This window comes from Paraflavitalea soli (genome assembly GCF_003555545.1).
Taxonomy (GTDB): domain Bacteria; phylum Bacteroidota; class Bacteroidia; order Chitinophagales; family Chitinophagaceae; genus Paraflavitalea; species Paraflavitalea soli.
The window spans coordinates 2,816,822-2,829,982 of the sequence record NZ_CP032157.1; the positions used below are offsets into that span (position 1 = coordinate 2,816,822).

General features: G+C 47.9%; 10 protein-coding genes. 4 read left to right on the forward strand and 6 right to left on the reverse strand.

Annotation, left to right across the window (positions count from 1 at the left end):
• Positions 1–70: 70 nt before the first annotated feature.
• Both D3H65_RS10440 and D3H65_RS10445 read left to right on the forward strand, forming a co-directional pair.
• Positions 71–886, forward strand: a complete 816-nt coding sequence (locus D3H65_RS10440) for a tyrosine-protein phosphatase (protein WP_119050256.1) — start codon at positions 71–73, stop codon at positions 884–886.
• A 133-nt stretch (positions 887–1,019) separates the two neighbouring features.
• Positions 1,020–1,277: a hypothetical protein gene (locus D3H65_RS10445; protein ID WP_119050257.1), complete on the forward strand. Its 258-nt coding sequence runs from the start codon at positions 1,020–1,022 to the stop codon at positions 1,275–1,277.
• Positions 1,278–1,370: 93 nt separating this feature from the next.
• Here D3H65_RS10445 and D3H65_RS10450 read toward each other — a convergent pair whose 3' ends face one another.
• From D3H65_RS10450 to D3H65_RS10460, 4 genes are all read right to left on the reverse strand, one after another.
• A complete protein-coding gene (locus tag D3H65_RS10450; RefSeq protein WP_162915541.1) occupies positions 1,371–2,099 on the reverse strand; it encodes a DUF4397 domain-containing protein in 729 nt (242 codons plus the stop codon).
• A 10-nt stretch (positions 2,100–2,109) separates the two neighbouring features.
• Positions 2,110–3,579, reverse strand: a complete 1,470-nt coding sequence (locus D3H65_RS32895; protein ID WP_162915542.1) for an NHL repeat-containing protein — start codon at positions 3,577–3,579, stop codon at positions 2,110–2,112.
• 10 nt (positions 3,580–3,589) lie between these two features.
• Complete coding sequence (locus D3H65_RS10455) at positions 3,590–6,628, reverse strand: TonB-dependent receptor (protein WP_119050259.1); 3,039 nt, start codon at positions 6,626–6,628, stop codon at positions 3,590–3,592.
• A 312-nt stretch (positions 6,629–6,940) separates the two neighbouring features.
• Complete coding sequence (locus tag D3H65_RS10460) at positions 6,941–8,032, reverse strand: FecR family protein (protein ID WP_119050260.1); 1,092 nt, start codon at positions 8,030–8,032, stop codon at positions 6,941–6,943.
• A 133-nt stretch (positions 8,033–8,165) separates the two neighbouring features.
• On the opposite strand from D3H65_RS10460, the gene D3H65_RS10465 reads away from it, so the two are divergent.
• Positions 8,166–8,783, forward strand: a complete 618-nt coding sequence (locus tag D3H65_RS10465; RefSeq protein WP_119050261.1) for an RNA polymerase sigma factor — start codon at positions 8,166–8,168, stop codon at positions 8,781–8,783.
• Here the strand turns inward: D3H65_RS10465 and D3H65_RS10470 are convergent.
• Both D3H65_RS10470 and D3H65_RS10475 read right to left on the reverse strand, forming a co-directional pair.
• The gene (locus D3H65_RS10470) at positions 8,770–10,107 is read right to left on the reverse strand and encodes a DUF418 domain-containing protein (protein WP_119050262.1); all 1,338 of its coding nucleotides are present in this window, start codon (positions 10,105–10,107) and stop codon (positions 8,770–8,772) included. The genes D3H65_RS10465 and D3H65_RS10470 overlap by 14 nt on opposite strands.
• Before the next feature lie 114 nt (positions 10,108–10,221).
• Complete coding sequence (locus D3H65_RS10475) at positions 10,222–10,776, reverse strand: sugar O-acetyltransferase (protein WP_119050263.1); 555 nt, start codon at positions 10,774–10,776, stop codon at positions 10,222–10,224.
• Positions 10,777–10,838: 62 nt separating this feature from the next.
• On the opposite strand from D3H65_RS10475, the gene D3H65_RS10480 reads away from it, so the two are divergent.
• On the forward strand, positions 10,839–13,040 hold the full coding sequence (locus tag D3H65_RS10480) for a B12-binding domain-containing radical SAM protein (RefSeq protein ID WP_119050264.1): 2,202 nt from the start codon (positions 10,839–10,841) through the stop codon (positions 13,038–13,040).
• Positions 13,041–13,161 lie beyond the last annotated feature (121 nt).

Here is a 13,161-nt window from a genome sequence, read left to right on the forward strand (position 1 = left end):
CGTGTCAGGCTGAGCTTGTCGAAGCCGCCGTCGTAGCAAAAGATTCACTATTCACTTTCAAAATCACATCATGAAACAACTCATTATCATCATAGCGATCATTTTTCCTTTTCTTTCCCAGGCCCAATTGGCCGATAGCACAAAACGCCTCGTACCAATGCAGGGTGCCTTGAACTTCCGGGATGCCGGTGGCTATACTACCCAGGACGGCAAACGGGTAGTATGGGGCAAAGTATTCCGCAGTGCTGATATCAGCAAGCTCACCGATGCCGACCTGCAACTGATGGCTGGCAAACATATTTATACAGTATTCGATTTCCGGGGTGTAAAGGAATCTGCTGCTGCGCCTGACAGGTTATTACCTGGTACCCAGTATACCTTGTGTTCAGCTGGTAGTGATAGCATGCCCGACATGAAACAGATAGCCATGCTCGTAAAACAAGGTGGTTTCCTGGAAGCATTTTATGGTACTAAAAGTCTGCCCTACTATGGCGACCGCTATAAACCTTTGTTCCAAAAACTGCTGACCTTACCGGATACGGCTGCTATCTTATACCATTGCACAGGTGGCCGCGACAGAACAGGTATGGCCTCTGCCCTCTTCCTCTATGCACTGGGTGTGCCGGAAGCGACCATTGAAGCTGATTTTACCGCTTCCAATATTTACTTGCAACCCATGCACGCCCGTATGTACCAGGGTATGTCCCAAGGCATGGGTCTGGATATGGCAACTGTTAAAAAAGAGATGGACCTGCGGCCCGAACTGCTGCATATTTTCTTTGGCGCTATCAGGAACAAATATGGCTCCATAGAAAAGTTTATGGAACAGGAACTGGGCGTGGGTAAAAAAGAACTGGCCTTATTGAAGAAAAAGTATACCATGTAAAGTTTCTAACCCACACAGGAAAAGCCGAATGGAATAGGATTTCATTCGGCTTTTCTTTCTCCCGTTCGCATCAGCACACTGCAACGATATTGCAGTGATGACTTCTACCTTCAGTCGCTAAAACTACTATCAAATGAGAAAAATCAGGATCATCATGCTGTCCATGGCCGTTGTAGTGGCTATGGGTGGCGCAATGGCTACCAGTTCAAAAGCTCCTTGCAGCAGTCTGCCACAATTCTTTAAAAACGGCAACAACTTCTATCCGGCCGGCATAGAAGGATTTGATTATGTATGTGAGTTTGGGCATTTTAGTACCTGTACGTACTATTATGATTCCGTTAGTGCGACGTACAAACCTTGCAAATCCGGAAAGATCTTGTGGCTGAGGTAAAGCTCAATGTAAGGCAACCGCCAACAAATTAAAGAAGCCGCATGAATGTTGTCTGCATTCATACGGCTTCTTTTGTTATCGCTAAATGCCTGCTTAATTACGGTAGAAAACAATCTGGCTGAGTTTACTGCCCAGGTCTCCATCGGGTGGCACCAGGTATCCTTTAAGGAGTATGGTGTAAGCTGTGCCTGCCAGCAGGCTGGGAACAAAGTAGCGGCCTACCCGTTGGTTGGAACCATCTGTCCTGCGCAGGATGAAGGAGAAGTTGCCGCCGGGCGGCAAGGGCTTGTACGGTGTTACCTCTTTATAGCGCATATTGCCGAAGGTTTCCTGTCGGACGGTATCACGGAAGAGTGATATTTCTCCTGCATCTGGACTAAAGTGCATGATCCTTACCAATGCTTTATCAGGTACAGGTTGATAGTCGTCCTGCACAATTACGGCCGAATAGCTGTCCATGCTATCAGCAAGGATAGCGCTGTAGTAAGCACCGGCCTGGGTGGTAAGGCTGCCTGTAACGAGGGACTTGCTGCTGGAATCCTTAAACGACACTTTGCTGACGCCTTCCTTGAACGGCAGGTATTTATTGGGTTCCGGATAGATGTATTGATAACTGAGCAACAGGTCTTTATTTGCCTGGCCATTGGTTTCCACGGCAGCGCGTACGGTGGCCGGACCAGTATTTCCAAAGAAAGGTGATGTATTAATGAAACTGATGTAGGCATTGCTATTGGCCGGCGGCAAAAGGCTGTCCTCATCACAGGACGACGTAAGCAGGTATATTGCCGCTATTATGAATAAGCTGATCTTTTTATAATGCATGGGTGGGTTGTTATTTTTGAACAGTGATCTTACGGATAAGACGATTGACGCGGTCTGCCACGTAGAAATTACCTTTGGCATCAAAGCCGACCTCTGCAGGCTGGTTGAATGTGGCATCTTCACCTTTTCCATCTGTGTATCCCTGGGGGCCTCCACCGGCCAGGACGTATACATAACGTTCTGTGAGGTCGATCTTGAGCACAGAGCTGCCATCCACTACGAGCAGATTGCCTTCGGCATCAGGCGCTACTGAACGCAGCTGGTAGAAGGAAGCAGTACTCAGGGGCCCTTGTTTCGACCAGTTTTGATTGGGAAAACCAGCAATGGTGTTCACTTCCAATGAAGGAGGGTTCAATTCCCGCAACACATAAAACTCGGTGAAGTAAACCCTGCCATTGGGAGCCACCGCCAACTGTTCCGGCTGCGAGAGCCTTGCTTCCTGACCAAAACCATCCTCATAGCCGCTGAGTACACTACAAAAGCCACCATCACATACCTTCACAGCCAATGGACTGGACACGATGCCGTCTTTTGATATTACACGAATAGTATAATTGCTATAATCTGCCACATAAAGTTTGCCCGTAGCATCAAAAGAAATATCGCCAATGTCAAAAAAAGTTGCTGACAGGCGGGGACCATCGTTGATCATGGAGGTATCGGTCATTTCAGAAACGCGACCGGCAAAAAGACTTACCTCATGGGTAATATGGTCCAACTTCGTTATTCTTGAATAAGACCAATAATTAGCGTCCCAGGTGCGCTCTGCAATATAAATATCTCCTTTTGCATCTACCGCCATGCCTTTGATCTCTCCAAAACCAACGTCAAGCCCGGGGCCTTCCATTTCAGTGCCACCACCGGCTATGGTGGTTACTTTTCCATCGGCCACTTTACGTACAAAACATTTATAGGTATCGGGGTCAAAATCTGCCGTATAAATAGTACCATCCGGCTGAACGACCATTGTTTGTATTAACCCAAACTCAGCTTTGTGCAACGAATCGTCCTTAATAGTAGTAGCTCCATAACGACCAGCATAAGTACTTACCCATACATTGCCTGCTACCAGTGGCGGTGGCTGGCGTACACCAAAACTACCCACCGGGAAAGTAAGACCACCAAAAACGGCCGTTACCGGCACGGAACCGCTGATACTGTCTGGCACAACAACGAAATAGTATTCGAGTGGGATCGGAATATCATCATAGACCTGAGAACCCGTAGGGTATGCCGTTTCTGTGCCTTTGCCTACAATACGTGCAGGACGGCCGTTGAAAAAGAAGCGCAGATCAGGATCATTATGAAATTTACCCCTGATCTTAACGGTATCACCGGGGAAAGCATTTCCCGGAGACAGATCGTATACGCCCGGCTGACTCTCGATAGATCGCAGTTGATCATCCACTTTCTTACAGGAAAAAAGAAGCATGACCAAACATACCGGTACCAAAAAGAAGTATCTGTAATGTCGTTTCATATAGGTCCTATTAATAAAATGAAAAGTTGAAGCTGATGGTATAATAACTATTGGGTTTAAAACGAAGGAATATATTATCCCCTTTTAACCGTCCGTTGACATCTTTCTCTCTTGTTTCAGCATCGTATTGATAGTTCCGGTTCCTGTCTTCGTAAAACAATACAGGATTGTTCAGCAGATCCTGCACACTGGCTTTGATCTGCAGCCATCTGTTGATACGCTGTAAGATGGAGAAATCAAGTACGCCCCTGCCCTTTTCCATAATATCCGGGAAACCATTTTCATTATCACCGCCACCGGGAATATCTATACCATCACCTGCTATGTCGTTATTACCCACTGAACTGATGCGGTCTGCTGAGTAATTATAGCTGAGTGAAACACGGGAGCCCCATCGTACATTGTCGTAATTAAGGATGGCATTCACCAGCCAGGGAGATTGTCCCTGTAATGGACGCCGCCTGTCTTTTCTGTTGCTGTTGCCCATACTTAGATCAGTAGCGTCACCCGGTGTAAACACATCTGTTTTGATATAAGAGCCATTCAGGACAACAGAGAACCTGCGCAGAAAACGGGATTGAAAGAGATCCAGGTTTTTCCGTATCTCCAGTTCCACCCCATAAAAATCAGCTTCCTTGGAATTATTGAACATTAATATGTTTCCAGACTGGCTATTTTGATCATTGAGGGTAAATGATTCAATCAGGTTTTTACCTTTTTTGTAAAAGAATCCGGCGCTGAGCATTTCATTCTGCTTATTGCTTTGAGGGTACCATTCCCAGCGGAGGTCATAATTAGTGAAAGTAGCCGTTTTCAGTTTAGGATTACCAAGTTCCAGTATCTGCGTAATGTTATTGAAATAGTAAAAGGGAGCTATCTCCCGGAATTCCGGCCGGTTAATAGAACGGGCAAAGGCTGCCCTTAGCACCATGCCGGATGAGACATTCCAGGCAACATTAATGGAAGGCAGTATATAGTTATCGCGATTATCCACTTCAATAGGAAACACTATACTGGTACCTTCACGACCAGTAGCCGCCATGCGAAAACGGTAGTAGTCATAGCGTGTGCCGCCATATATATTCAGCTTTTCTTTGAACAGGGGAGCTACCAGGCCAATATAGCCAGAGTTCCATTGGTTGCTGGCCGTATACCTCGTGCCGGAAAACTCCTGCAGTTCAAAACCGCTGCCATCTACTTTGTAATTATCCTGGTGATAGAGGTCGTTAATATTGCCGCTGCCAATACTGGTGATACGTTGATCAAAATAGCCGGCGCCTTTCACTACCTCAAACTCCCGTGAGGAAAAGTCACGGTTTTTAAACTCATTATAAGAACCCAGTTTAAGTACAAAATTGTTGGGCAGTTTATGCTCGTAATCTACGGATCCTGTATAACCGCTCTCTATTGTATTGGTAAACAAGCGGCGGTTATAGGGAAAGTATTGCCCTCCTTCAAAAAGCGTGAGGTTCCAGGGAGAAGCCGGGTTGTCCTGAAATGGCCCTATGGTCTTATCCCATGTACGCCTGTAGTTCAGTGTACGCATATCGGGTTCCTGCTGGTTGGTATTGGCATAGCCCAGCGACCATTTCAACGGATCTTTCCGTTTGCCAAAAAGGTAATGTGTACCGCTCAACTGTCCTGTATACAAGCGACGTTGCCTGTAGTATAAACGCACCTCCTTTTGGTCAGTGTCCAGTATTTCAGCATCTGTAAGAATACCCACATTCGTAATATCATTGCCCAACTGGTTGAAGAAGTTCCTGAAGTCTATCCGCGAGCTGTCTTTCAGCGTTAATGAAAAGTTCTGGAGGATACCCACCCGGGTGCTGTTCTGAGACTGAATGTCGATTGAACTTGTACGCAGGCCATACTTGCGTTCTTGCATTTTTCCATTCACTTCATAGGCTATCACCGTGGATGGACCAAATTGTCTTTCAATTTCGTTCGTAGTAACAGTATGTGTATACGTAACTGAAGTAAGGTTGCTGATCCGGCTATACTTTCCCAGTTTCCAGGAGTCATAATAATTTACAACAAGTCGCTTGTCCAGATCGTGATGGGCTGAAACATACTGCCAGACATTGGACAGCATTTTGCCATACTGCGTTCTTTCTTTTATTCCGGCCAGCGACAGTTTTAAAATATCCGGAAAACCGGATGGCAACTTGCGGGTACCGTCATCATACCCAAGCCAGTCTGTTTTACCCCCTTTGTACGTGTAAAAATCACTGAAGGAAGAGTTCGGCCGGTAAGAGCCTGATACCTGTATGTCCAACTGCCTTACCAGCATGGAGTTCTTGGTGCTGATCTTCATGGCGCCTCCCACGAAGTCGCCCGGCAGTTCGGGCACCGGCGATTTATACACCACCATTTTATCGATGAGACTGCTGTTGATCAGGTCCAGCGAAAATGCCCGGCTGTCCTGTTCAGTAGCTGGCGCAATAAGGTCGTTGAGGAAGGTAATATTGTAGCGGCGGTTGAGTCCACGGATGATAGCAAAGTTATCCGCCACACTTACACCCGTAATGCGCCTCGCAATCTCGCCCGCATCCCGGTCGGTGCTTTTCTGGATCTGTTCATTGGATATACCGGATACGATATTGCGGCTGGTTCGGATCTCATTGACGAGCTGCGCATCCGTGGTGTTGGAAACACGGCCAAACCTGCGGGAGCCGGTAACCGTTACATGCTGCAACTGGTTTTCGGCCTGCAAGGTTCCGTCGTATTGATTGGGAGCATCCTGTTTGATCTCAATACCCGATGCCATCGTCTTTTTATACCCGGCAAAGCTCAGCTCCAGTGTATATTTTCCCGGTGGCAGGGAATCAAAATAATAAAACCCGTTTTCATCAGACATTGTACCCTTACCAAGCTCCTTAACGATTACAGAAGCATTGCCCAGCGGGTCGGTGGTCTCAATATCCGTGATCCGTCCGTTAAGGCCACCAGGTACCCCATTGCGCGATGAGATGAAATAATAATTTTGTCTTTTTTTCAACACCAGTGAACTGCCCCTTAACAGGGCTTTTAACACATCTTCCACCATAGTGTTGGCAAAAGAAGTGTCTACCAGTTGATCCAGTTCCGCCAGGCGGCTGTTAAAAGCTATCCTGGTGCCGGTTTTGTTTTCAATATCGGCCAGCGCCTGCCGCAGCGGTGTGCGCTGCTATTGGATGGTAAGCCGGTCAGATCTTTCCTGCGCATGCAGGTTGCCAGCGAAGCAACAACAACATACAATAAGGGCAATGAGGCGGATAAAAAACGTGCGAGTACATCCAGGCAGGACAAAACGACCTCCTGCTGCTGTGTAACGCTGGTACAGACAGTTCATAATTGGTTATTTCTTTTTTGCTTAAGATCAGTTACATGCCTGGCCTATGATCTTGTAATGGCCTTCGGCCTGTTTTTCGATGCGGGTATTGGTAAGTGTGCTCAGTATTTGCAGGCAATCTGTTAAAGGTATATCGTCGATACTGATACGGTAATGGCAGTTTTTCAACTGCTCATGATCAAACTGGATCGATATATGGTATTTATGGTTGATATCGTATACGATCTCTTCCAGCGATGCATCTTCATATACCAGCCTGCCCTGTATAAAAGCAGCAATAACACCGGCAGGGATCTTTTTCAACCCGTAAGTATTGGCGGTTGTATCAAATGATAGTTGATCGCCAGGCAGCAGATTACGCCCTACCAGCGCAGAAGCGCCGGTTTGGTTAGTCTTTTCCACCTTTACAATACCGGTTTTAACGCTTACCTCCACCGTGTTCTGTTGAAAACCTTGCTTCACCAGGAAGGAGGTACCTAACACAGTAGTAATGACCGAGCCCGTATGCACCCGGAAGGGATGAAGCGTATCTCTCAAAACTTTAAAAAACACTTCCCCCCTTTCTACCCTGACCATCCTTTCCAGGGCTGTAAAATGATCGGGATAGCTTATCGCTGAGCCTGCATTGAGCCAGGCTGTGCTGCCATCGGGCAACTGACATTTTTTGTAACCCGTTTCCCCACTGCGTACAGTGAGCATCTTTGCAGGTAAAACAGACGTTCTTCCTCTAATACCAGGGCGATCCTTTTCGTCCGTGGGTCTTGAAACTGTTTCTCCTGGCTGTTTTGTATACAACGACCATCCAAACCAGCCAAGCCCTGCTACCGCTATTAATAGGGCCGCCACCCGCGAAAGCCGGAACAGTCGCACATACAGGCCACGCTTTTTCCCAGGTAAAAAAGTTACTGCATCCTTGTTTCCTGCCGCTTTCAGCTGCTGCAAAATGACCATATACAATTCTTCTTTCACAGCCGGCTCCTGCCCGGGTGACGACCATAGCTGTTCACTGCCCGCATCCAGTTGTTCATACCACTGCTCCACCAACAGGCGTTCCTCCGGAGAAGCTTTTCCTTCCTGGTATTGATCCAATAATGTTTGTAAGTCCTTTTCAGGCAGCATGCAGGTGATTTTACGATTATAAGACACCGGCCTGTTTCCTTAGTACTACGCCTTTTATGTTAAGAAATTATTACCCCGGCAGGGGGAGCCATGTGTTGTGAGATGCTGTGTATCTTCGTTCGGGGATAGCAATATGATGAATTTCGACATACCTGCACAAGGAGCCAGCCATGACCTGCTCCTGAATGGCTTTGATGATTTCTATAACCGTTTCTGGAAGCTGTTATACAGCACTGCCTTTGCCAAAACAGGCGATCACGCGGATAGTGTGGATATAGTGCAGGATCTTTTTATTCATCTGTGGGAAAAACGGCAAACCCTGCAGATTAATGGGTCATTGGAAAGTTACCTGCTCACCAGTCTGCGCAACCGCATTCTCAACCACTTCAGGAACAAAGGCGTACGTGAAAAAGTAAGGGCCGACTACGCCCGTTTTGTAGATGCCCTCGTAAGTAACAGAACAATATTTGCAGAACAGGAATCGCTGCGCAATACAGCCGAAGAGGCTGTACAAAAAGCATTGGAGCAATTGCCCGAAAAAATGAAATACATTATCGTTCAGAACAAATACCATCAGCGCACTATTCAGCAACTGGCAGAGGAACTGAACATCGCTCCGCAAACTGTAAAAAACCAGCTTACCAAGGGGCTGCACCGCATTGAACATTTTCTGCGGCAGCATCATGCACGGGAGATTACTTTTCTCTTGCTACTGTATACAGCACAGCAACCCGGGCCTAATCTGTTTTAATACGCTTTTTCATCGGCTGCTTTTTCCAATAAGTAAGGCTACGCCATAACCACTCAAAAGGGCCGAAGTGGAAGAACCGCAACCACAGGTGGCTCCAGATGATCTGCACCACCCACACGGCCAGGACAAAATAATATACCTCCACACGTTGTAGCTTTCCATACATGCCAAAGCCAACACCATAGAAAAACACACCACATACAATAGACTGCATAAGGTAATTGGTAAAAGCCATCTGCCCTACCGGGCGCATCAGGGCAAACAACCATTTCACCCAACCGGATTTATACAGCAGCATGATCAATCCTAAAAGACCAATGGACCGGCCCAGCCGCGACAAAGTATACAACTCAATAACTTCATGTTTGGTCATATCGAATCCATTAAAATGATTCGTGATAGCAGTATCCAGCCGCAGATAAGACAGGGTTAATCCAACCGCCAGTCCTGCAATGGTCATGATCCAATACACTTTGGCAGTAGCCTGCCCGGTAAGCACCCCCATCTTAAACAAAGCCATCCCCAGGAACATAAAGGACAATACATCCCATACATGGTAGTATAGAAATCTTACGAGGAAGCTCATGTACAGATCGCCCCGGTACTCATAAGCATCGGCAAAACTGCCCGTCGTTTTACGGATAGATTTCTCCGCTCTTTTAAGCTTTTTCTCTGTAGCACTTCTTTCTTTGAAATCCTTCATAGCAGTGAGGTCTTCCTTTTGCTGCTCTGTTAATTTGGTATGGGTGGTATCCAGCGCAGCGATCTTTTCTCCTTTGGTGATAATCGCTTTGTCCTTATAGAGGTCGCGGGTCTCCCGGCCCAGCATCAGCAAAAAGCAAATACCGGCGCCGATCAATAAATGTCGGCCAGGCAATTTGCGGAAGGCAAACATGATCATGCCCAGGCAGGCATAATCAAATAAGATATCGCCAAACCACAACAGTATCCAGACATCTATCAAGCCAAAGACCAGGAGCCACAACTGGCGCCGGAAGAAGTAATCGACCGGCAGGGTGCCCGGCAGTTTCTTTTCGGCCCTGGTGGTAAATAAAATGATACCGGCGCCAAAGAGCATGGAGAAAATAGCCCGCTGGGTACCCTCGGGGATCCAGTTCACCAGCCACCATACTTTATAATTGATGGTACCATATTCATTCCAGACAGTGGGATCAAACCCTACAGCAGAGGGAAGGCCGAAGCCCGGAATATTCATGAGTAAGATGCCGAGAATGGCAAAACCGCGAAGGGCGTCCATGATGCCAATACGTTCAGATTGGCTCACGGGTGCAGCCAGTGGAGCAGCAGCAACAGCAGTAGACATAGATAAGGTTAGTTTTGGTTTAATGGCAATAAGGGAAAACCATTATGCGCATACGCACATAATGATCAATTAAGATAATGCTTTCTTTTGGGAAAAGAAACAAATTAACATCCCTTATAACGAACGTATCACTTTACAGGGATTCCCCGCGGCAAAAACATCAGGCGGTATATTTTTTGTTACCACACTGCCTGCGCCGATCACAGCGCGGTTCCCAATGATAACACCCGGACAAACCACCACACTGCCACCGATCCACACATCTTCGCCGATCACAATCAGTTTGGCATATTCCAACCCGGATGCCCTTTCGCGATGGTCCATGGGATGCATGGCCGTATAGAGCTGCACATTGGGTCCCAGGAGGGTTCTGCTGCCAATGGTCACGGACATTACATCCAGCACTACGCAATTGAAATTGAAGAATACCTTCTCCCCCATTTTTATATTGTAGCCATAGTCACAATAGAAGGGAGGCTGTAACCATAAACCAGCGCCTGCATGAGGCAGCAGGTCTTTCAGGATGGCCGCCCGCTTTTCCGGTTCATCTTCCCGGCTATCGTTCAGTGCCTTGATCAGCAACCGGGCTGTTGTTCTTTCCTCCGTGAGCTGCTGGTCCATGGCATCATACAATTCTCCCGCCAGCATCTTTTCTTTTTCCGTTTTCATGGCGTGAAGGTAGCAGATCGCAGCCCGCCATTTTCACTTAATTTTGCACCAAATTACCCGATTTGAGTGCTACTGTGTTTTTGCTGACGCCGCCTTTTACGCAACTGAATACGCCGTACCCGGCCACCGCCTACCTGAAGGGATTCCTCAACACCCGGAATATCACTTCCTTCCAGGCCGACCTGGGTATTGAGGTCACCCTGGCGCTGTTCAGCCGGGCCGGACTCCAGGAACTGTTCACCCGTATCAGCAACACGCCCCCTATCACCTCCACCGACAATATAGCCCGCATTATAGCCCTCCAGGACGATTATATCACCACCATCGACGATGTGATCAACTTCCTGCAAGGCCACAACCCTACCCTCGCCCACCGCATCTGCAAACGTGATTTCCTGCCCGAAGCCGGCCGTTTTGCCCAACTGGAAGACCTCGACTGGGCCTTCGGCTCCATGGGCAACCAGGACAAGGCCAAACACCTGGCCACCATGTACCTGGAAGACCTCTCCGACCTGATCCGCGAATGTGTGGATGAACATTTTGGCTTCAGCCGCTACGCGGAACGCCTCGGCCGCTCTGCCAATAGCTTTGATGAACTGTACGCCGCCCTGCAAAAGGAATACACCTATATCGACCAGCTATTGATCAGCCTGCTGCAAACGCATATGCAGGCTGTACAACCCAAACTGGTAGCCATCTCCGTCCCCTTCCCCGGCAACCTGTATACCTCCCTGCGCTGCGGCCAGTGGATCAAACAAAAGCATCCCGGCATAAAAGTGGTGATGGGCGGCGGATTTGCCAATACCGAATTGCGTTCCCTCTCCGATCCACGGGTATTTGAATTCTATGATTTCATTACCCTCGATGATGGTGAAGCGCCCATCGAAAACCTGATACAACATGTAGAGGGCCACAAAACAATAGAAGAACTAAAACGTACTTTCACGCTGGTAGACGGACAGGTCACTTACTTCAACAACAAAGCCTGCACGGATTACAAACAGGGACAGGTGGGCACGCCCGATTACAGCGATTTTCTGCTGAATAAATACATCTCCGCCATTGAAGTGGTGAACCCCATGCACCGCATGTGGAGTGATGGCCGCTGGAATAAGCTCACCATGGCGCATGGCTGCTATTGGGGCAAATGCACTTTCTGTGATATCTCACTCGATTATATCCGCCTATATGAGCCAATTGCCGCCTCCCTGCTCTGCGACCGCATGGAAGAGATCATTGCCCAAACCGGGCAGAATGGTTTTCACTTTGTGGATGAAGCCGCACCACCGGCACTGATGCGTGCCCTGGCGCTGGAAATATTAAAACGCAAACTGGTCGTAAGCTGGTGGACGAATATCCGTTTTGAGAAAAGCTTTACGCGCGATCTCTGTCTGCTGCTGAAACGCTCAGGTTGTATTGCCGTATCCGGTGGATTGGAAGTAGCCAGCGACCGCCTGCTGGAGCTGATCCAAAAAGGCATTACGGTGGCGCAGGTGGCGCAGGTGAACCGCAACTTTACGGAATCGGGCATCATGGTACACGCCTACCTCATGTATGGCTTTCCCACGCAAACAGCACAGGAGACCATTGATGCGCTGGAAATGATACGGCAAATGTTTGCCGCCGGCATCCTGCAATCGGCTTTCTGGCATTTGTTTACCATGACGGCGCATAGCCCGGTGGGACTGCAGCCGGAAAAGTTCAATGTAAAGCGGGAGAATAATAGTACCGGCAGTTTTGCCAACAACGACCTGGTGCATATTGATGAGACCGGCGCCGACCATGAGACCTTCAGTTATGGATTGAAGAAATCATTGCTGAACTATATGCATGGTATTGGCATCAACGATCCCCTGCAAAAGTGGTTTGAATTTAAAGTGCCCAAAACCAAAGTGGCGCCCGATTACATTGCTACCGTTTTAACGCAGGACCTGTATACCTCTACCAAACCTACGAGCAAAATTGTGTGGCTGGGCAGGCATCCTGCCGTAGAACATTTTACCAAATCGAAAAAGGGCAATAGCTGGGAAATGACCTCCCTTACTTTTCAGGACAAAAAAGAGAAATACAGCATCAGTGTGAATAAGGAACAGGGTGATTGGCTGGCCGAGATGCTGGAAAAGCTATCCATCACCAATGCCAAAACTTACACCCTACAGGAAGTGATGGACAGCTACCGCGCCGCGGGCCTTGAAGACTTCGAACTTTTCTGGGATAATAAGCCGGTGAATACCTTACACAAAGTTGGGCTCCTAAAACTCTAATAGGATAAACAGATCAGCCAAGCCAATTATAATGGCCCGAGGGGAAACGAAAGAAATTACAAAAACGGCAATGGGCATCCTGCTTTCGCAGAATGCCCATTGGTTAGAGGGTCATGTTGAT

Excerpts from the sequence above, each read along its gene's own strand:
- D3H65_RS10440 (WP_119050256.1), top strand. The coding sequence starts at position 71 with ATGAAACAACTCATTATCATCATAGCGATCATTTTTCCTTTTCTTTCC.
- D3H65_RS10445 (WP_119050257.1), top strand. The coding sequence starts at position 1,020 with ATGAGAAAAATCAGGATCATCATGCTGTCCATGGCCGTTGTAGTGGCT.
- D3H65_RS10450 (WP_162915541.1), bottom strand. The coding sequence starts at position 2,099 with ATGCATTATAAAAAGATCAGCTTATTCATAATAGCGGCAATATACCTG.
- D3H65_RS32895 (WP_162915542.1), bottom strand. The coding sequence starts at position 3,579 with ATGAAACGACATTACAGATACTTCTTTTTGGTACCGGTATGTTTGGTC.
- D3H65_RS10455 (WP_119050259.1), bottom strand. The coding sequence starts at position 6,628 with ATGGTGGAAGATGTGTTAAAAGCCCTGTTAAGGGGCAGTTCACTGGTG.
- D3H65_RS10460 (WP_119050260.1), bottom strand. The coding sequence starts at position 8,032 with ATGCTGCCTGAAAAGGACTTACAAACATTATTGGATCAATACCAGGAA.
- D3H65_RS10465 (WP_119050261.1), top strand. The coding sequence starts at position 8,166 with ATGATGAATTTCGACATACCTGCACAAGGAGCCAGCCATGACCTGCTC.
- D3H65_RS10470 (WP_119050262.1), bottom strand. The coding sequence starts at position 10,107 with ATGTCTACTGCTGTTGCTGCTGCTCCACTGGCTGCACCCGTGAGCCAA.
- D3H65_RS10475 (WP_119050263.1), bottom strand. The coding sequence starts at position 10,776 with ATGAAAACGGAAAAAGAAAAGATGCTGGCGGGAGAATTGTATGATGCC.